Consider the following 20,285-nt stretch of genomic DNA (forward strand, 5'->3'; position numbering starts at 1 on the left):
CCGTTGCCGCGCCCCGCAGTGCCCGCTTCCCCCGAGAACAATTATCAGTGCAGGTAGAAAGCTTGCCGATTTTCGAAAAGCCGGCTATGGTTGACCCCTGCGGCCTAAACGTAGTAGATGGGCCCTTTCTGTGGTGCGGCACCAAGCCGGTCATTTTGGGATCGGACTATTTTGACTACTCATTGGCTGCTCTGGCAATCGGGCTGCAAAAGTAGTCAAAAAAGCTCCGTCCCAAATTAGCTACCTTGCTCTGGCGGGCGGGAGCAGGTAAGATATACCGAGCGCCTAGCGCGTTCGATGGGTTCGGATGACGACATGTTCCGAATCTGGTCAGGTCCGGAAGGAAGCAGCCATAAGGAGCCTCTGTCGGGCATCCGAATCCATCGAGCGCACGGGCGTTTTTTTGGTGCCGTGACATGGCCCGGCCGGCGGCGAGGTGTTTGGTGTCTCGCTGGTCCTCGGCTTCGCCTGCGGGATCGCTCGACTACCAAACACCTCGCCGCCGACCGGGCCCCGTCGTCCAAAAATCATCCGTAAAGGCGCGTTTATCTAATTTAAATCTATCCCTTGTGGAATGCGGCTTGCTGGTGTTGTCTGGGCATTGATGGCTATGTGGTTCAAGAGGCGGCGGTGCTGTTGCTTGAATTTTTGCAGTTAAAGAGGCCCGTTTCCCTGGGTTGGGGAAACGGGCCTCTTTTCTCTCTGGGTTTGTGGATTGGCGAAGGTGGTATGCTCTGGCAGCTATTTTGAGTTCCTGATGCGGCGTGTGGCTGTGGCGGTTATTCCGAGGCCTGCGGCGGCGACTGCTGCGAGTGCGATTGCGCTCGGCGCTGTGTCGCCTGTGTTTGCGAGCTTGCCGGTGGTCGTATTTGCTTGCTTGCCGCTGCTCGAGTTCGCCTGCTTGGTGGAGCTTGGTAGGGTGTCTTTGCCGGTCGAGGGTGAGCTGGCGGGCTGTGTCGTCTCGGCCGGTTGCGTCGAGCCGGAGGGAGGCGTTGTCTCGGTCGGTTGCGTTACCTCGGGCGAGGTGGCCTTGTCTGCCGCGGCTTTTGCCTCTTCGTATGCCTTGCAGGCGTCGTCATAGGCCGCTTGCGCCTTATTCAAATCGCTGAGGAGCGCATTTCGCTTGGCTGTGCATGCGTCGATGTTGGCCTTTGCTTTCTCCGCTCCATCTTCGAAAATCTTAACCTGCTCTTCCTGACTTTCGAGCGTACGTCGGTGGTGGTCAAGCTTATATCCACAAGATTCTCTTTCCGAATCCGCCATTTTGACCTCCATACGCAACTGCAAAACAGTTTCGTAATCCCTGTCGGCGAGCGCCTTTTCTACTTTTGCTTTAAGCTCGCTTACCCGGTTGCTGGCCTTGTCGTAATCGGCTTGGGCTGCAGCGACGTTCGCTCGCATGGCGGGAAGGGGTTCACTAGATTTGGCGGCTTCCGCCATCATCTTGTCGTAGAGCTCTTGAGAAGCGGCAATGTCATCATCGATTTCCGCAAGTTTCTCGGGACTTGCGGCGTCTTTTGCGGCCTCGAGGTTTTTGAGCGCTTCCTGCATGGCTGCATACGCTTTTTCTTTTGCGGCGGCCGCATCTTCCGTCTGCAAGGCAACTGCAGCGGTGGGGGAGCTGGTTTCTGCCGCTATCGCCGTTGCGGGGGCGATTCCCGCGACAAGTGCCGCGGAAAGGGCGATGCCCGCAGTTGCTCGTCTTGCTCTTCTTGCGAGAATGTCGTTCATCTCGGCACCTCATTTCAAGGGTCGGCGACTAACTTGGTAGCACTAATGCAAGTATACCAAGTGGTCGACCCGACACTGGCTGGGTGCGCGCCTCTCCGCTTCTTTGGAAACCGAATCCCATTAGAAATGACGAGTTGTTTACGCTTCTTTTGGGCTTACCGTACTATCATGGTTCGAATTGAATGTGGATGATGATAGGGAGCGCCTATACATGATTGAGCTGCTCGGGCGTTTTGGTGGTAAGTTTCGCCGGTATATGGTGATCGGCCCAGCGTGCAAGCTGATCGAAGTGATTTTTGATCTGCTGACGCCGCTGGTGATTGCCCAGATGATCGATAAGGGTATTGGCGCACACGATGTCAACGCCGTTATCCACTACGGCATGGTACTTGGCGCCATGGCTGTGATCGGCATCTCGTTTACGCTTGTCTGCCAAAAGATGGCGGCGCTGACCTCGCAGGGCATGGGCACCGACATTCGCGGCGCGCTCTACGAGCACATCAACAAACTGAGCTATGCCGAACTCGACCGCTTTGGCACGCCGTCGCTTATCACCCGCATCACCAACGACGTCAACCAGGTGCAGCTTGCCGTGGCGCTGGGCGTGCGCATGGTCATCCGCTGGCCCTTCTTGGCGGTGGGCTCTATGTGCGCGGCCCTTGCCATCGACCTTAAGCTCGGCATGATCTTTTTGATTTGCACGCCCGCCATTGGCCTGGTGTTTTGGTTTGTCATGGCGCGCTGCATTCCGTACTACAAGCAGCTGCAGGCAAAGCTTGACCGCATCGCGCTCATTTGCCGCGAGGGGCTTTCGGGCGCCCGCGTGGTTCGCGCCTTTGTACGCGAAGATCACGAGCGCGAGCGCTTTGCCCAAGCCGCCGATGACCAGGCCAATACCGCCATCGCGGTGGGCAAGCTCTCGTCAATCCTTAATCCCGTCACGTTTTTGGTGATGAACCTGGGCGTGTGCGCCATCCTGTGGGTGGGCGGCATCCAGGTCAACGTGGGCGAGCTCATGCAGGGCCAGGTCATGGCGTTCGTCAACTACATGACGCAGACCCTGACCTCCATCGTGTATGTCGCCAACCTGGTCGTGGTCTTTACCAAGGCGAGCGCGAGTGCTTCGCGTATCAACGAGGTGCTCAACTGCGAGCCGAGCATCACCGACGAGAACAACGAGCCGGTCGCACTGCCCCAGGCACCCGCGACGGACGTCGACGCCCCGGTCTCTGCGCTGAGCTTTAGCCATGCGAGCTTTTCGTTTGGCGCGGGCGCGGCCAATGCCGTCAACGATGTGACCCTGGAGCTCCCGCTGGGCAAGACGCTCGGCATTATCGGCGGCACGGGTAGCGGTAAGTCGACGCTCGTCTCGCTCATCCCGCGCCTGTACGATGCGAGCACCGGCAGCGTGAGCGTGATGGGCTCCGACGTGCGCGCCTGGCCGCTCGATCAGCTGCGCCATGTGGTCGCGACCGTCCCGCAACGCGCGTCGCTGGTGAGCGGCACGATCCGCAGTAACCTGACCTGGCGTGACGAGTCAGCGACCGACGAGGGGCTCTGGGCGGCGCTCGACATGGCGCAGGCGAGCGAGTTCGTGCGCAACAAGCCTCAGGGGCTCGACGCCCCGGTCGAGGCGGACGGTAAGAACTTCAGCGGTGGCCAACGCCAGCGCCTGACCATCGCGCGCGCCCTGGTGGGCTCGCCTCAGGTCCTGATCATGGACGACTCCGCCTCGGCGCTCGACTTTAAGACCGACGCGGCGCTTCGCCATGCCATCCACGAGCGCAGCGTGTGTGGCGCTGCTGAGGGCGGGCTGCCGCTGACTACGGTGATCGTAAGCCAGCGCGTTTCGACCGTGCGCGACGCCGACATGATCTGCGTACTCGACCACGGCTCGGTTGCGGGCCTGGGCACGCATGACGAGCTGTATGCAAGCTGCCAGCTCTACCGCGAGATTTGCCAGTCGCAGCTGCGACGCGAGGAGCTCGAGGGCCAGCAGGGGAGCACGACGCCCACGCCCACCCCAAGACCCGCGTCCGCCCCAGGCGCCGTGTGCGCCCCCACATCCGTCTGCGCAAAGGAGGGCTGCTAAATGAATCCGTACACTTCCTCCGGTTCGGTCGCCACGATGACGGCCAACGTGTCCGGTAACGATAACCTCAACGACCTGGGCGACGGTCCGCGCCAGCCCGGCGATCCCGAGCGCTATCCCGTGGGTGCGGTGACCCGCCGCCTGCTGGGCTACGTTCGTCCGCATCGCATTTCGTTTGTTGCGTCGTTTGTGAGCGCCGCCATCTCCGTGATTCTGCAGCTCTACACGCCCATCCTCATCGGCGAGGGCATCGACCTGATCGTTGCCGCCGGGCAGGTGGACTTTGACGCACTGCTGCCGCTCGTTACCAAGCTCGCGATTGTCGTCGTAGGTGCTGCGGCCTTCCAGTGGCTACAGGGCTACTGCGTCAACCGCCTGTCCTACGAGACGGTGCGCGACATGCGCGTGGAGGCGAGCGACAAGCTCAGCCGCATGCCGCTCAGCTTTATCGACAGCCATGCCCACGGCGACCTTATGAGCCGCGTGGTCAACGACGTCGACCAGGTGGGCGACGGTCTGCTGCAGGGCTTCACGCAGCTCTTCACCGGTGTTATTACCATCGTTGGCACGCTCGCGTTTATGCTTTCCATCAACCTGACCATGACGCTCGTAGTGGTGCTCGTCACGCCGCTCTCCATCTTTGCGGCCAGCGCCATCGCCAAACTCTCCAACAAGAGCTTTACGGCGCAGCAGCGTATTCAAGGTCAGCTTGGCGGCCATATCGAGGAGTACGTGGGCGAGCAGAAGCTTGTCGACGCCTTTGCCTATGGCTCGAACGCTCAGCAACGCTTCGATGCCCTCAATGCCGAGCTCTACACCGCGGGCGAGCGCGCGCAGTTTATGGGTTCGCTCTCCAACCCCGGCACGCGCTTTATCAATAACATCATCTATGCCGTGGTCGCTGTGATCGGCTGCGTGGGCGTGATCACGGGCGTGCCCGCGGCGCTTACGGTGGGCGGTGTGCAGATTTTCCTGTCCTATGCCAACCAGTACACCAAGCCGTTCAACGAGGTCACCAACGTCATTACGCAGATCCAGACGGCGTATGCCTCGGCGCGCCGCATGTTTGCGCTGCTCGATGCGCGCGAGCAGGAGCCCGATGCGGCGGATGCCGTGGAACTTGCCGCCCCGCAGGGTGAGGTGACCTTTGAGCATGTGGACTTTAGCTACGTGCCCGACCGCAAGCTGCTGCAGGACATCTGCATCGAGGCTAAGCCCGGCATGCGCTTTGCCCTGGTCGGCCCCACGGGCTGCGGCAAGACGACGCTCATCAACCTGCTGCTGCGCTTTTACGATATCGATGCCGGACGCATCATGGTCGATGGCAGGTCTTCGCGTGACTACACGCGCGCAAGCCTTCGCCGTGCCTTTGGCATGGTGCTGCAGGACACTTGGCTGTTCGAGGGCACGGTGGCGGAAAACATCGCTTACGGTTGCCCGGATGCCACGCGCGAGCAGGTTATCGAGGCGGCCAAGCGCGCGCACGCACACAAGTTTATCGTGCAGCTGCCAGGCGGCTACGATACAGTCATCGGCGAGGACGGCGGCACGTTTAGCCAGGGTCAAAAACAGCTGCTGTGCATCGCGCGTGTCATGCTCACCGACCCGGCGATTCTGCTGCTGGACGAGGCAACGTCGAGCATCGATACTCGCACCGAGCTGCAGGTGCAGGCGGCATTCGACGAGCTCATGGCCGGCCGCACGAGCTTTGTGGTGGCGCATCGCCTGAGCACGATTCGCAACGCCGACTGCATCCTGGTGATGCGCGACGGCCGGATTATCGAGCGCGGCACGCACGACGAGCTGCTAGCGGCAGGCGGCTTCTACGCCGAACTCTACTGCAGCCAGTTTGCCCAGTAGGGGCTACCGATTAGCGGCAGATGGTTTACATCTGCGTTGTTAGTACTAAGATATTCATCTAATAAATTGCATTAGTGGCTTTAGTTTTGGGGGAAACGAGGCAACGTGACTATGACGTGCTCTTTGGTGGTTAACAGCAAGAGCGGTAATACCAGGATGGTTTCGGGCGCGATCAAGCGCGCTCTGCAGGCTGCGGGTGTTGAGTTTGTCCATGCCGCGGCGTTGAGCGACGATGCGGATGCAGATCAGGTTGCGCTCGAGGCGCAGGGCGCCTGCGCGGCCGACACGGTGCTCGTCGGTTTTTGGTGCGACAAGGGCGCGTGCACGCCTTCGGTCGCGGCGTTGCTCTCCGCTTTGCACGGCAAGCGCGTCTTCCTGTTTGGCACCTGCGGCTTTGGGGCCGATCAGAGCTATTACCAGCAGATTATCGACCGCGTAACTTCCAATTTGGCTGGGGATGCCGAGCTTGCGGGCTGGGCGATGTGCCAGGGCAAGATGGGCCCCGCGGTCAAGCAGCGCTACGAGGCCATGCTCGAGCAAGATCCCGACAACGCGCGCTATAAGATGCTGCTCGACAACTGGGTTGCCGCAAAGGATCACCCCACCAAGGAAGATCTGGACAACATGGCTGCAGCCGCCAAAAAGGCCGTGCTGGGGGAGTAGCTCCCATCGCTGACGGCGGTCGGTCCATCTTTCTAAATGAAACGTCCTCCCGGGCGTCGGGGCACGAAGTTCCCTGCTCTACAGTCCTGCGCAAGACGAAGGCCACATTAAGTGGCCTTCTTTGCGTGCGGAACTCGCGATGAACTTCGTGCCCCGCCGTCCGGGAGGACGCCTCTTTATTGATGGGAGGCCTGATAGGTCGATGGTTCCGTGCCCGGATGCGTCCAAAGTGGGACGGGCTTTCCGGATGGTCAGGCTTTCGAAAAATGCGTCCCGGAAATTGCCTTTGGAATGGGACGTAGTTTCCCGTTGAGGTGCTTTGCGGAAAGTGCATCCCACTCTGGGCGGTCGAGGTGGGACACACTTTCCCAAAGGCGCTCCAACGGGAAATTGCGTCCCATTATTCGGTCAAGAAACGGGATGCATTTTCCCAATGAGAGCAAAACCGGAAAATGCATCCCACAATCAGCCCTCAAAGTGGGACGCCGTTTCCCAATGAGGCTCAAGCGGAAAATGCATCCCGGAATTTGCGCTCAAAGTGGGATGCGGTTTCCGGTTGAGGGTCTAAGGGGAAAGTGCGTCCAAGAATCGACGCTTGAAATGGGATGCAGTTTCCCGATGAGGCACTCGACGGAAAATACATCCCAGAAATGGCCTTTGAGCTGGGATAAGATTTCCGCGGCATCTCGGATTCTCAAAAATGAGACACGCCGTTGGCGAAAATGAGACACGTGATATCGGGCATCGGACGTATCATTTGCAAAAATGAGTCCACTCCACTCGAATAAAGCGAGGTCCCTCATGTACGTTCCACACCTCCGTATCCGTAGGCTGTCGAAAATCCCGCTTGTTGGGACGGCGGCGCTTGCTGCGTTGATCGCCACGAGCGTCGCCTGCTTCACGGCCACGCCCCAGGTTGCCCAGGCGGCAGACGCGCCCGCAATCACCGATATGACCGAGCAGGATTATCAAGCCCTGGGTCTGGGCACGAGCGAGGACATTCCGGCCGATACCGTTGGCCCCTATTCCACTGATACCCCCACGACGTTTGCCACGCGCAGCGAGGTCTATATGGCAGCTAACGGTAGCCATGGCAATCGCTACACTCTGCGCGACAAGCTCGAGAACGTCGAGCGCGGTGACATTGGCGGCAGCAGCAAACTCACCGATGGCTATGGAAGTGTGTGGGGCGCCGCAAAGTTCTGGCAAAACGTCAACAACTTCGATACGAACAGCGATCTCTACAAGCATAGCGACTACGGTGGCGGCACCTGGTCGTACCTAAGCAACAATGAGTCCTCAACAGTACTCGCCAACGACAACAACGGTTTCTCGGGCATTCACGCCACGAGTGTTGAGTTCTGCAGCGACGCCAGCACGGGCAAAAAGAGCCGCGTTGCCGAGCTCCGTGCCTACGGCGACAGTTCCTCCACGACGATTGACGGCAAGTCATACGCCGGAAAGGTTGAGCTGGTCCTCTACTCGTTTAGCAACGGGCGTACGCGCACTCTCGACACACACCTGCCGGTGACGGTCAACACTAATATGATGTACGAAGGCCGTTTTAAGTACCTGGATGCCGGTTACCTGCAAGAGCACGACGCCGTCTTTGATGTCGAGGCGGGCGATGTCGATGGCGACGGCGTCGACGAGCTTTTTGTCTACGCGGGCTGCTATGTCGACGAGAACGGCGTGCGCAAGGCTGTAGTCGACATGTATGACTTGGAGGGCGGCAACTGGAAGCAAAGCGTCGTCAAGATCGATGCCGGTAACGCCGCGGACTACACCACGCACAACAAGGGCGGGAACGACTCCTGGACGCAGCTTCAGTCAGCTCCTGTCGTTTCGCTAGCGGCCGGCGACCTCGATCGCGATTTTTGCGATGACCTCGCCATCGTGGTCTCGGCACCCTGCGGCAAGAAGAATATTGATAAGTCGACGCATTGCGAGCTGTTTTCGTGGGATGCATCCAAGGGTGCGCTCGTCCATGTCGATGCTCTGGGCGACGCGGGCGCAATCTCCCTCTCCGCGAACGGCAAGACCATGGTCGCTGCGAATGCGACGTTCGGCACGTTTGCCGCCTACGATGAAGAAGGAAAGAAGACGGGTGAAACTGTCACGGGCCTTATTCTTGCGGGCTATGACTGGCAACGCAGCGCTTTTGATTACGGCGCTTCTGACGGCAGCAAGGGGCTGTACGGCGCGCTGTACCGCTACGCGTATTTTGACTCGGAGTCTGGCGAGTTCAAGCTTTCCGATTGTAAGGAATACAGAGACGGGCTCCTCGCCTCCTATGGGCTGATGCATGTGCCCAACAGCGCATGGAAGGATAGCGCTCAGGATAAGCGCTATCCGTGCACCTTGGCGCCTATTGCCCTTGCCACTGCCAACCTTGACGGCCTGTCCGAGCAGCTGGCGGTTGACGAGGTGCTCGTGGGCGGCGATGTGTTCCGCGACTTTGCCTGCAACACGGCACAGAGCGGGGCTCAGGGCTTGGGGTCCATGGTCGGAACCATGAGCATGAGCGGTCAGCAATACAACAGCAGCAACAAGCATGACCACAAGGGTATAGAACAGGTGTGGATCAGCGACGTCAAGGCGGGCAGCGTCTCGGGTTCGGACCGCTATAACGAGAGCTTTATCGCCGTGGTGGGCAAGCACCGCGACGAGGACCTGCGCAAGAACGATGACTACTATTGGATGACCGCCTCGCATTTTTCGCTCGACGAGAACGGAAAGGTGCGCCGCGGCGAGGAGCAGGTGATTAGCGAGAGCAACCGTCGCGGCACTACCTACGGCACATTTATCTCGCTCGCGCTGCCCGATGTCGACAACGACAGCGTCAAGATCACGTACAAGGACCGCTACAAGGTCTATACCAACCCGCGCGTGCTTGCCGTGCTGCAGGATGCGCCCTATGTTGAGGATCTGGAGCAGGCATACGGCTATCTGGTGTTGGGCGGCACGTCATACGGAGAGGAAAAGGGCACGGGGACATCCCAGGGCTATACCATTGGCGCCGAGTTGGGCGTTGCCGTCGAGGTGCAGACCGGTCCGCCCCTGGTCGCGATGAATGCTTCAGTCGATTTTGCCGCCGAGGGATGCTATGACTACCGGAGCGAGCGCACGGTCAGCGCAAGCGTAAGCTATGAGTCGCATGCCGGCGAGGGTGACAAGGCCGTGCTCTACACGATTCCGATGGTCTATTACGAGTATGAGATCGAAAATGAGGAAACTGGTGGCAAGGGCGTGATGGCGGCGCCCGTGTCGCTCGGCGCGCAGACCTCGGTCGTTAATGTCGAGGCCTATGACCGCATTGCCAAACAGCACAATATGACGCCGCTCAGCTACTTTTTGACCAACCGGTCGGGAGAACCCGGAACCTATCAAACGACGCTCAACGGCGAGACTCCCGTTGGGGATTCCTTTGGCCTGGGCAAGCCTGGCGTAACGCGCGCCTACACGCACGATGGGTTTAACGGCGCCGCCGCGCAGTCGGGGGCGAGCATTGAGCAGACCATCGAAGTCGAGGAGGGCAAGGAGCAGGAGCTCGAGCTCGGCTTGACGCTGAACGGCAGCGTTGTCATGGGCGCGAAGCTCGCAAAGCACGAGTTGTTTGGCGGCCTGTGCTTTGGTGCCAACGCCGGCTTTACTACGGGTAACTCCTCGAGTGAATCGACCGAATACGGCGGCACCGTCGACAACCTGCCCGAGGCCGCGCAGGGCAAGTACGGTTTTGTGTGGCGTCTGGGCGTCAACGCGGTGGATGTCGACAAGTTCGAGGCAGACTCGGGCGACAAGCTCGGCACCAAGGACACCGACCAGTTCTGGATCGTGGGCTATGACGTTAAGGACGTCGAGATGCCCGACGCGCCGGCCGTGACGGGCTTTACGGCAAACGCCGTCGATTCGACCAGCGTTACGTTTAGCTGGGACGATGTACTCGCAAACAAGAGTGGCTTTAGCTACGGCGTGGGCATGCTGCAGAGCAATGCGGCGGATGCGGTCGTCAATAGCTGGAAGATTGCCGACAACACGCAGACCTCGCTCAAGTGGGATGGGCTGCAGCCCAATACGGAGTATCGATTCGCCATCGCCGCCGTTAAGAACGGATCCACGACCGAAACAGGTATTCGCTCGGCAATCATCACGGTCAAGACCATGCCCGATGGCATGACGATGACCGTGAGCGGACCTGCGGCGGATGCTGCGGAGGGGTCGGATCTTGGATACGACTCTTCGGTTGAGCGCGCGGCGGGAAGCCACCTGACGCTCTCGGCGATTGGCCATGTGAAGCAACTCGGTGCCGACGATAGCGAAACAGGGCTGGCACCGACCTATATGTGGTACCGCAAGGGCCGCGGCGAGACAGAGTTTAAGCTCGTGGGTGCCGATGGCAACCTCGCGGCTGGAACGGCCTCAAAGCTCGAGATTGACCTGACCGCAGACGATGACGGTGCGCAGTATTACTGCCACGTGGGATACAACGACGTGGGCCTCGACACCGGCACGACGCTCGTGAATATCGAGGCCGAGGAGACGGCGTCCACAACGGTGAACGCCACCCCGATCCGCACGCGCCGCCTGTTCTCACAGGCAAGTGCGGGCGCCAAGAAGTTCCTGGACCATACGCTGGTAAACACCGCCGGCCCAACCGATTCCGAAGGCTCAAAGGACCCCGAGACTCCTGAGACCCCGACGAACCCGGACAAGCCCAAGTCCGACAACGGAGCTAAGACCGACACCAAGGTCAAGACTACGACCACAGCGAAGAACCTCGCAAACACCGGCGACCAAACATTCGCCCTAGTCGCCACCGCAGCAGCAGCGGGAGCAACGCTCGTAGTGATAGCCCTCATCATGCTGATCAAGCGCCGCAAGACCCACTAGTAGCCAGTCGAACATATCGACAACCCAAAAACCCGGGTAGCCAAAAAACAGGCCACCCGGGTTTTCTGTTGAGTGGAGACTCCGCAAGCGGAAACTGCATCCCACAATTAGCGCCCGGAACGGGACACATTTTCCGTCAAGCCCTCATCCGGAAAATCCATCCCAGTTTGAGCGCCCGGACCGGGACGCACTTTCCCAAAGGGTCCTCAACGGGAAACTGCGTCCCATAATTAGGCCGAGAAATGGGATGAACTTTCCCAATGAGAGCCAACCGGAAACCACGTCCCAGAATCAGCCCCCAAAGTGGGACGCACTTTCCCAACGAGCCTCAACCGGAAAATACATCCCGGAATCCAGCTGAATAGTGGGACACACTTTCCCAATCGGGTCCCAAGCGGAAACTGCATCCCGTTCCGGACGTGAATTCTGGGACACGGTTTCCGGATGCAAAAAGGCCACATGACGTGGCCTTCGACTTATATATGTTCAGCGGATACCCCTACGACAAGCCGCGCTCCAACAACAAGGCGTCTGCCCGGCGACGCGGAACGTAAGGTTCATCGCGAGTTCCGCACGAGCCGGAGAGCACTTAATGTGCTCTCCGTGCGAGCAGGACTGTCCGAGCAGGGAACCTTACGTTCCGCGCCGCCGGGCAGACGAACCAGTTATGAGTGACCCGCTACTTGATCTTGGTCGTACCCGGTGCCAGGTTGGGGTCGGTTTCGTTGGCCTCGGTCTGGAAATGCTCGGTGTAGACGTTCTTGCCGTCGCGGAACATCTCGTAGTACTGCATCTTGGCGTAATCCTCGCGCGCCTTGGTGGCGGCTGCTGCGGCGGCGTCGTCGCCGGTGACGTTGGAGGAGAGCGCCCAGCGCAGGCTGGCGTCCTCGTAGCCCACCGAGTTGATGGCGGGCAGCGACTCACGCAGCGTCATGTGCGCCTTCTGGTAGTCGGAGAGGGGTGCGCCGATCAGCTGCATAAGCTGCGTGGACAGGTAGTTGGTGGACAGGTCGTCGACCTCGCTCGTCTGGTCGCAGCCGGCAACGTCGTAGTTGGCCCAGATGATGTAGTCGGTCTGCCACAGACGCTCCTGATGCGTGGCGTCGTCCTCACCGGTAAACCACTTGTCGTTGAACTTGGACGGGAAGAACGGCTGGTGATCGCCCCAGAACACCACGACCACCTTGCGGTCGAGCTTGCTCAGGGCGTTAAGGAAGTAGCGCAGCGCCTGGTCGGACTGCTCGATGCACGAGACGTACTCGTCGACATCGGAGAGCGTGCCGTCCTCGACGGTCTTGGCGTCCAGATCGGTCGTGTCGATGTTCAGGTGCATCTGCTTGTCGACCGGCAGCAGGCCCGTGTCGTAGCCCGAGTGGTTCTGCATGGTCACGTCGAAGATAAACTGCGGATCGGCGTTCTGGTCGAGCAGCTCAAGAATCTTGTCATAGGTCGCCTGGTCGGTCACCATACCGCGCAGAGTGTCGGCTCCCTGGAAGTCGTTGATGGACAGGAACCGGTCAAAGCCAAAGTCCTTGTACACGTTCTCGCGGTTCCAGTTGGTGGCGTGGTTGGGGTGCATGGCCGTGGTGGAATATCCGAGCGACTTGAACTGCTCTGCCAGGTTCCCGGTCGTTTCCATGTTGTAGATGGTGTAGGGGTACACGCCCGAGCCCAGGTTGGCCATGGAGTTGCCGGTCATAAACTCAAACTCGGTATTGGCGGTACCGCCGCCGTAGGCGCTCACGTAGAGCTTGCCGCGGCTGAGGCAGTTGGACAGGTTCTTAAAGTACTGCGGGCCCTCGTAGCCGGCGCGCATGTTCTGGTAGATCGACAGATCCGAGAAGGTCTCGTTCATGATGGCGATGACCGTGGGCTTCTCGCTGTCGAACTGCTCCTTTGCGGCGGCGCGCTCATCGCTCTTAGCCGCGTCGGATTTGTCATAGGCCTTGGCGTACTTTTTGAGCGTGGCCTTGGCATCGTCGACGGAGTAGTCGGCGGGTTTGGGCGGCTTGATGGACTGCGCTGCGCTAATGAAAGCGGGCAGGTAGCCCTCGCGCCAGTAGCTCTCGAGCGGGCGCCAGGTGTAGACGGTGATGCCGAGGGTGTTGTAGTAGTCGATGAGCGTGACGTGTGCGGTCACACCGCCCAGGCACAGCACGGCGACGAGCAGGTTGGTGAGCAGCATGCGCTTGGCGTTGGCGGCGCCCTTCTGACGGTGCGGTGCCACCAGGCCGGCGTACTCGCACAGCAGCATGGCGATGGCGGTAAAGCCCATGGACAGCACGCAGAACAGCGAGATCGAGAAGGTGTAGCCGGTGCCGGCGACCGCGGCGGCGGTGGAGATGGCCGAAAGGTCGCCCGGCTGGATGGGCATGGATTTAAACGTGATGACGAAGAACTCGGCAATGCCCAGGACAAAGAGGGCAAAGGCCAAGACCGCGGGGGCTGCGCCGTGGCGCTGGAACAGGAAGAACAGGCCGACCATGAGCGTGGTGATGATGGCCCACTCGAGCAGGATGCACAGGGGGTAGACCCAGGTAAAGTCGTGGTTGGACGAGACCTCCATGCCCAGCAGCGCAAAGACGCCGGCGAGCAGCAGGCACAGGACGGCGGCGACGAGCGGTTTACCCACAAAGGCTCCGCGCAGGCGGGCGAGCTTGCCGGTGGGGGCGGGGGCGTCGGGCCCGGCGAACGCAAAGACGCGCGGGGCGATGCGGTCGCGGGCGATGCTGGCCCAAGCGCAGCCGGTGAGGATGGCGTTGGTCAGGATGAGCATCACGAAGGCGAGCGGCTCGTTCTGCGCGACGAGGCCAATAGCGCCCCAGACGGTCAAAAAGAGCTGGAACAGGCCAAAGGCGACGCTCCAGGCGAAGGCGCCCTTGGCAACGGTGCCCGACTGAGCGCGAATGGCCTTGGCCTCGCGCAAGACAAGGTAGACGGTCGCCGCAAGACCGACGAGCGAGATGGCGGCAGCGAACATGCTGAGACTCCTCACAAACTAAAACGTACGAAAGCGGGGGTTTACCCGATTGTTACCAAGATATGTGCTGCAATTGGTGTCTGCGCACAACAACCAGCCATATTAACGCGCACGTGTGACGGTGTGGCGCAATGTAGTGGCGACCTGCGCGATAATGGACGGGAATTACACGGAAACGTAAAGGCTTCTTAAAGAATTGGCGAGGATGAGGCGATGAACGAACGGGCTTGTATGACGAGTGCGGGTGACGTGGACGCTGGCATGGACGCGGGCGGCTATCCGGTCGAGACGACGGGCAATGCGGTGCTGGACACGTTGGAGCACCGTTCCTCCACGCGTGCCTTCGCGCGTGATGACGACGACCGTCCCGTGGCGGTGACCGACGAGCAGCGGGCGGCAATTTTGCATGCGGCGAGTCGCGCGCCGTCGGCGGGCGCCATGATGATGTATTCCATCGTGAGCATTCGCGAGCAGGCTACGCTGGATCGTCTGGCCGACCTGTGCGACCACCAGCCCATGATCGCCAAGGCGCCCTGGGCACTTATATTTGTGGTCGACTATGCCAAGTGGATCGATCTGTTTGAGCACGTGGGCTGCTTTGAGCCCGAGTTTGTCGAGCGCACGGGCAAGGCGCCCCGCCGTGCACCGGGTTTGGGTGACTTTGCCATCGCGGCCCAGGACGCCGTGATCGCTGCGCAAAACGCCGTGGTCGCCGCCGAGGCCCTGGGCCTGGGGAGCTGCTACATCGGTGATATCGTCGAGAATGCCGAGGAAGTGGCCGAGCTGCTCGATCTGCCTCCGTATACCATGCCGCTGTCGATGCTCATCATCGGCACGCCCCGTAAGGAGCGTCCGGCCATTGCGCATCCCGTGGTGAACCTGGTGCACGAGGAGCGCTACTGCCGCGCCGATGCTGCGACTATGGACGCGCAGGTAGCCGAGATGGACGCGATGTTCCGTCCGCATGCCCGCGTGGTGGGGGAGCGCGTCGTGGACATCTATACCCGCAAGCACACGAGTCCCTTTATGGCCGAGATGAGCCGCTCCATGGAGTGGTGGTTCAAAAATTGGCTCGGAAAATGACGGATGCGACAAAGAGACAGTCCCTTTGTCACATTCCATATCGCCGAGGTGGCTTAAAGGCCGTATAAATGTTTATCTAGCTGGGAAAACAGTGCCATTCAAACATGGGCCGATTACCTATAATTCCTTCGAACATTAAAGTTGGGAGGAAACCGGCTTATGGAACAAAAGGCCAAGGAGGCAGCTTCGCACGCTGCGATTCCTGTGAGCATCTCGGCGATGCTCGTCACGCTGGGCGTGGTGTACGGCGATATCGGCACCAGCCCTATGTATGTAACCAAGGCGCTCGTTGCCGGCAACGGCGGCATCGGAAGCGTCACGGAGGAGTTCGTGCTCGGCGCGCTCTCCCTTGTCGTGTGGACGGTCACGTTGCTGACCACCATCAAGTATGTGCTCATCTCGCTGCGCGCCGATAACCATGGCGAGGGCGGTATCTTTGCCCTGTACAGTCTGGTCAAGCGCTGTGGCAAGTGGCTTATCATCCCCGCCATGCTAGGTGGCGCCGCGCTGCTCGCCGACGGCATCCTCACGCCGGCCGTTACCGTTACCACGGCCATCGAGGGCCTGCGCACCATCCCGGCGGTCCATGCCGTGCTGGGCGATGACCAAGGCCGCGTCGTCGCCATTACGCTCGCCATCATCATCGTGCTCTTCTTGGTACAGCGCATCGGTACGGCCAAGATCGGTCACGCCTTTGGCCCCATCATGACGCTGTGGTTCCTGTTCCTGGGCGGCACGGGTCTGTTCTTTGTCTTCCAGCACCCCGCCGTGCTGCTGTGCCTCAACCCGGTGCGCGGCATCGCCTTTTTGCTGAGCCCCAACAACCACGCGGGCATCATGATTCTGGGCAGCTGCTTCCTCGCCACCACCGGTGCCGAGGCGCTCTACTCCGACATGGGCCACGTCGGCCGCGGCAACATCTACGCTACCTGGCCGTTCGTTAAGTGCTGCCTGCTGCTTTCCTATATGGGCCAGGGCGCTTGGCTTATGAACAACGCTGCCAACCCCGAGCTCATGGGCATTGCCGACCTCAACCCGTTCTACCAGATGCTCGCCCCGGGCCTGCGCCCGTTTGCCGTCGGCCTTTCCACCGTCGCGGCCATCATTGCCTCGCAGGCGCTCATCACCGGCGCATTCTCGCTGGTGTCCGAGGCCAGCCGTCTGGACCTCATGCCGCACATGCAGGTCTTCTACCCTGCCGAGACCAAGGGCCAGCTCTACATCCCCATGGTCAACAACGTCATGCTTGTCGGCTGCGTCATCGTGGTGCTGCTGTTCCAGAACTCGGCGCATATGGAAGCCGCCTACGGCCTTGCCATTACGCTGACTATGATGTGCACCACGCTGCTGCTCTTCTTCTACCTGCACGAGGAGCGCAAGCTCAAGGTTGCTCCGTGGATCTTCGCGGCCTTCTTCCTTTTGCTCGAAGGCTTCTTCTTCGTGAGCTCACTTACCAAGTTCTTCCACGGCGGCTACTTCACCATCCTCATGGCCGCGCTCATCATGGGCATCATGGTGTGCTGGTACAACGGTACGGCTGTTGAGCAGCGCCAGTTTACGCTTCTGCCGCTGCGCAGCTACCTGCCGCAGCTCAAGCGCCTGCGCGACGACGACCGTTACGAGCGCATGAGCGACAACGTCGTGTACCTGACCAAGGACACCCATACCGACTACATCGACCGCGATATCGTCTATTCGATCTTGGACAAGCATCCCAAGCGCGCCCGCGCCTGGTGGTTTGTGAATGTCGAGACCATGGACGAACCGCACACCTTTGCCTATTCGGTCGAGACGTTCGGCACCGATTACGTGTTCCGCGTGCATCTGTACCTGGGCTACAAGATCAACCAGCGCGTCAATGCCTACCTGCGTCAGGTCGTTCAGGACCTGGCTGCCACCGGCGAGCTGCCGCCGCAGACGCATGACTACTCGGTCTACAAGGATCCGGGTAACATCGGCACGTTCAAGTTCGTCCTGATCCGTAAGCTTCTGGCGCCCGAAAGCGATGTGGAGCCGAGCGAGCGTACGGCCATCACGCTCAAGTACATCATCCGCCGCGCCGCCGGCACGCCTGCGCGTTGGTACGGCCTGGAGAACTCCAACGTGAGCTTTGAGTACGTGCCGCTGTTCACCAAGTTCAAAGCCGTGAACAAGATGCAGCGTCTGACTCCCAACGAGCGGCCGTAGGCGCCGACAGGTTGCACGGAGTTGGTTTTCGATGGACAAGATTGAGGCCGGGGAGGCAAACATGGATGCAAAGATGCTTGATGGCCGCGAGGTGGTTGCCGAGCTGGTACGTGAGGCACGCGCCGACGCCGCCGAAGATCGGTTTTTGACAAACCGTGCCAACATGGATATGGCCGACCGCGTGATCTCGATCGTGGCACTGGTATTTGGAGCGGTGTGCGTGTGTGCCCTGCTCGCGCACGTGCTGTTTGTCTAGCGACCGCCGGTTGCAAAGGCTATACACTTGGAACCACCACAAGGGAAACCACCACAAAGGTGCCTGTCCCCTGTGGTGGTTTTTGTTTTTGAGAGAGGGGCGGGGCGCTGATGGACGTCCGTACGGACGGTGATATTGCCGATAGCTTTTGGTGGCGGCGCACAACGCTGACGCGCCGCACTCCTCTGTATGACGCCTGCGTGTCGGTGGGGCTGTTGGTCGCGGCGACGATTGTGGGCGCGCTGCTCGACCATCCGGGTCTCGCGCCGAGCATCATGATTGTCTATGTGTTCGCCGTTCAGCTGTGCGCATTCTTTACCTGGAGTCGCCTGTATTGCTTGCTGAGCTCGGCTGCCGCCGTGGCGCTCTACAACTTCTTGTTTGTCGACCCGCGCTACTCGCTGTCGCTTATCGACCGCGTCTATCCCGGCATGTTCTTTATCATGTTCGTGGTCTCGCTTGTGTCGAGCTCGATTGCGTTGGCCCTGCGCCGCGCCTTGGCACAGGCTGCTGCCAGCGACCGCCGCACGCATATGGTGCTCGAGACCAACCGCATGCTGCAGCGGTGCGCCGATCAGCAGCAGATTGTCCATGCCATGGCGACGCAGCTGGCGCGTCTTTCAGGCTGTCCGGTCGTGTGGTACAGCGCCGACGCCGAGGGCGATGACCTGCTGCCGCGTGCGACATACACGGCCGTGGGCGATGCCGCACCGGTGCACGAACTGGCGCCGCAGATGCCGCCGCGGCTCTCGGCGTCCGCCTATGTGGGAACGCCGCTCGACGCCACGTTTGGCGGCTCGGCGTTTTATGGCATCTACCTGACGGTTCGCACGGGCGACGGCTTCGTCCGCTCGGGCGAACCCGCTTCGGTGGTGGGCGTGCTGGCTATCGTTGCCGAGCCCGGCGTACTGACGCATGAGGAGCGGACACTTGCCGATGCCATCGTGAGCGAAGGCGAGCTGGCGCTCGACCGCGCCCGCGCCATGGAGGCCCGCGAGGAGGCGGCGGTGCTTGCCAAAAATGAGCAGCTGCGCGCCAACCTGCTGCGCTCCATCTCGCACGACCTGCGCACGCCGCTCACCAGTATTTCGGGCAATGCCGATGTGCTGCTCGACCAGGGCTCGACCGGCACCGCCGTGCTCGACGCCCAGACGCGCCGCGGCCTGCTCCTGTCCATTCGCTCGGATGCGCTGTGGCTCAACGCCACCGTCGAGAATCTGCTCGCTATCACCAAGCTCGAGGGTGGCGGTATGCGCCTGCCGACCACGCTCGAGCTCATGGACGATATCGTCGAGGAGGCGCTGCGCCACGTGAACCCTGCCGTGCGCGAGCACGACCTTAAGGTGGTGGCGTGCGATGAGCCGGCGCTCGTCAACGTCGATGCGCGCCTGATGGTGCAGCTGGTGGTCAATCTGGTGAACAACGCCATCACCTATACGCCCGCAGGCTCGCATATCGTGATTTCGATTGGCGTCGACGATGGACGCGTGGCGTGCTCGGTGGCCGATGACGGCCCGGGCATTGCGCCCGAGGACCGCGAGCGGATCTTTGAGTCGTTCTATACCGCCAACCACGGTTTGGCCGACAGCCACCGCAGCGTGGGCTTGGGTCTTTCGCTCTGCCGCTCCATTGCGCTGGCGCATGGCGGTAGCATAGAGGTTGCCGCGGCGGACCCGCACGGCTCGGTCTTTACGATTGAGCTTCCCGTCGCCGACGTTTCGTTTGATAAGGAGTAGCGCTGTGCCGAACTCTGCCGTAAAACCGCTCATCTTGGTCGTTGAGGACGACCCCGCCGTTCGCAATCTTATTGTTGCCGCGCTCGAGGCGCACGGCTTGCGTCATATGGCCGTGGAGACCGCCCATGCCGCCATCGCCGCCGCCTCATCGCAGGCACCGAGCATTGTGCTGCTCGACCTGGGTCTGCCCGATATGGACGGCGTCAAGGTGGTGGAGTCGGTGCGCGCATGGTCGGGCATGCCGATCATCGTGGTCTCGGCGCGCAGCGAGGATGCGGACAAGATTCGTGCGCTCGATGCTGGCGCCGACGATTACCTGACCAAGCCGTTTTCGGTCGAGGAGCTGCTCGCGCGCATTCGCACGACGCTCAGGCGCCTTTCGTATGCGCAAACGGGCGGCGTTGCCTCCGAGGGCTCGTTCGATACCGGTGAGCTGCATATCGATTTTGATGCCGGCATCGCCACGATGGATGGCGAGGAACTGCATCTGACGCCGATCGAGTATAAGCTCCTGTGCCTGCTGGCACACAACGCCGACAAAGTGCTGACGCACCAGTTTATCCTGCACGAGATTTGGGGCACGGCAACTAAGAGCGACCTGGCGAGCCTGCGTGTCTTTATGGGCACGCTGCGCAAGAAGATCGAGTCCGATCCCGCGCATCCGCGCTATATTCAAACGCATGTGGGTATCGGTTACCGATTGGTCACCCAAGGCTAGATCGCCGGCCACCATCCCACTATGAGTTGCGGTGAAATACGGTCTATATTTGCCTAATTCCAGGCAAAACAGTCCGTATTCCACCGCAA

General features: G+C 60.6%; 12 protein-coding genes and 1 other RNA gene. 11 read left to right on the forward strand and 2 right to left on the reverse strand.

Translation table 11 applies throughout. The features are described 5' to 3' along the window. Positions 1-215: hypothetical protein (locus PGW49_RS06925; protein WP_270226036.1), on the forward strand; the 215-nt coding region annotated here is incomplete at its 5' end. 79 nt (positions 216-294) lie between these two features. Beyond that, positions 295-390, forward strand: an RNA gene (ffs, locus tag PGW49_RS06930) — signal recognition particle sRNA small type. A gap of 351 nt (positions 391-741) precedes the next feature. Here ffs and PGW49_RS06935 read toward each other — a convergent pair. Next, complete coding sequence (locus PGW49_RS06935; protein WP_270226037.1) at positions 742-1,731, reverse strand: hypothetical protein; 990 nt, start codon at positions 1,729-1,731, stop codon at positions 742-744. Positions 1,732-1,942: 211 nt separating this feature from the next. On the opposite strand from PGW49_RS06935, the gene PGW49_RS06940 reads away from it, so the two are divergent. From PGW49_RS06940 to PGW49_RS06955, 4 genes are all read left to right on the forward strand, one after another. Beyond that, positions 1,943-3,823 (forward strand): ABC transporter ATP-binding protein, encoded by a 1,881-nt coding sequence (locus PGW49_RS06940; RefSeq protein WP_270226038.1) that lies wholly within the window; start codon positions 1,943-1,945, stop codon positions 3,821-3,823. Next, positions 3,824-5,683, forward strand: coding sequence for an ABC transporter ATP-binding protein (locus PGW49_RS06945; protein ID WP_270226039.1), 1,860 nt, complete (start codon positions 3,824-3,826; stop codon positions 5,681-5,683). A 111-nt stretch (positions 5,684-5,794) separates the two neighbouring features. Next, positions 5,795-6,346 (forward strand): flavodoxin family protein BilS, encoded by a 552-nt coding sequence (bilS, locus tag PGW49_RS06950; RefSeq protein WP_195503127.1) that lies wholly within the window; start codon positions 5,795-5,797, stop codon positions 6,344-6,346. Positions 6,347-7,147: 801 nt separating this feature from the next. Next, positions 7,148-11,236, forward strand: a complete 4,089-nt coding sequence (locus PGW49_RS06955; RefSeq protein WP_270226040.1) for a fibronectin type III domain-containing protein — start codon at positions 7,148-7,150, stop codon at positions 11,234-11,236. Positions 11,237-11,915: 679 nt separating this feature from the next. On the opposite strand, the gene PGW49_RS06960 is transcribed toward PGW49_RS06955, so the two are convergent. Next, on the reverse strand, positions 11,916-14,216 hold the full coding sequence (locus PGW49_RS06960) for an LTA synthase family protein (protein ID WP_270226041.1): 2,301 nt from the start codon (positions 14,214-14,216) through the stop codon (positions 11,916-11,918). Positions 14,217-14,429: 213 nt separating this feature from the next. On the opposite strand from PGW49_RS06960, the gene PGW49_RS06965 reads away from it, so the two are divergent. The 5 genes from PGW49_RS06965 to PGW49_RS06985 all read left to right on the forward strand — a co-directional run bounded on the left by PGW49_RS06965 (position 14,430) and on the right by PGW49_RS06985 (position 20,196). Beyond that, positions 14,430-15,299 carry a nitroreductase family protein gene (locus PGW49_RS06965; RefSeq protein ID WP_082421875.1) on the forward strand — a complete coding sequence of 290 codons (870 nt, stop codon included), beginning with the start codon at positions 14,430-14,432 and terminating at the stop codon, positions 15,297-15,299. Positions 15,300-15,458: 159 nt separating this feature from the next. Then, complete coding sequence (locus PGW49_RS06970; protein WP_270226042.1) at positions 15,459-17,486, forward strand: KUP/HAK/KT family potassium transporter; 2,028 nt, start codon at positions 15,459-15,461, stop codon at positions 17,484-17,486. Between the two features lie 31 nt (positions 17,487-17,517). Then, positions 17,518-17,742, forward strand: coding sequence for a hypothetical protein (locus PGW49_RS06975; RefSeq protein WP_229065291.1), 225 nt, complete (start codon positions 17,518-17,520; stop codon positions 17,740-17,742). Positions 17,743-17,852: 110 nt separating this feature from the next. Further along, the gene (locus PGW49_RS06980; protein ID WP_270226043.1) at positions 17,853-19,478 is read left to right on the forward strand and encodes an ATP-binding protein; all 1,626 of its coding nucleotides are present in this window, start codon (positions 17,853-17,855) and stop codon (positions 19,476-19,478) included. A gap of 4 nt (positions 19,479-19,482) precedes the next feature. Next, positions 19,483-20,196: a response regulator gene (locus PGW49_RS06985; RefSeq protein ID WP_117648427.1), complete on the forward strand. Its 714-nt coding sequence runs from the start codon at positions 19,483-19,485 to the stop codon at positions 20,194-20,196. Positions 20,197-20,285: the final 89 nt, after the last annotated feature.

Origin of the sequence: Collinsella aerofaciens (genome assembly GCF_027679495.1) — a bacterium.
Classification (GTDB): domain Bacteria; phylum Actinomycetota; class Coriobacteriia; order Coriobacteriales; family Coriobacteriaceae; genus Collinsella; species Collinsella aerofaciens_AK.

Excerpts from the sequence above, each read along its gene's own strand:
- PGW49_RS06935 (WP_270226037.1), bottom strand. The coding sequence starts at position 1,731 with ATGAACGACATTCTCGCAAGAAGAGCAAGACGAGCAACTGCGGGCATC.
- PGW49_RS06940 (WP_270226038.1), top strand. The coding sequence starts at position 1,943 with ATGATTGAGCTGCTCGGGCGTTTTGGTGGTAAGTTTCGCCGGTATATG.
- PGW49_RS06945 (WP_270226039.1), top strand. The coding sequence starts at position 3,824 with ATGAATCCGTACACTTCCTCCGGTTCGGTCGCCACGATGACGGCCAAC.
- bilS (WP_195503127.1), top strand. The coding sequence starts at position 5,795 with ATGACGTGCTCTTTGGTGGTTAACAGCAAGAGCGGTAATACCAGGATG.
- PGW49_RS06955 (WP_270226040.1), top strand. The coding sequence starts at position 7,148 with ATGTACGTTCCACACCTCCGTATCCGTAGGCTGTCGAAAATCCCGCTT.
- PGW49_RS06960 (WP_270226041.1), bottom strand. The coding sequence starts at position 14,216 with ATGTTCGCTGCCGCCATCTCGCTCGTCGGTCTTGCGGCGACCGTCTAC.
- PGW49_RS06965 (WP_082421875.1), top strand. The coding sequence starts at position 14,430 with ATGAACGAACGGGCTTGTATGACGAGTGCGGGTGACGTGGACGCTGGC.
- PGW49_RS06970 (WP_270226042.1), top strand. The coding sequence starts at position 15,459 with ATGGAACAAAAGGCCAAGGAGGCAGCTTCGCACGCTGCGATTCCTGTG.
- PGW49_RS06975 (WP_229065291.1), top strand. The coding sequence starts at position 17,518 with ATGGACAAGATTGAGGCCGGGGAGGCAAACATGGATGCAAAGATGCTT.
- PGW49_RS06980 (WP_270226043.1), top strand. The coding sequence starts at position 17,853 with ATGGACGTCCGTACGGACGGTGATATTGCCGATAGCTTTTGGTGGCGG.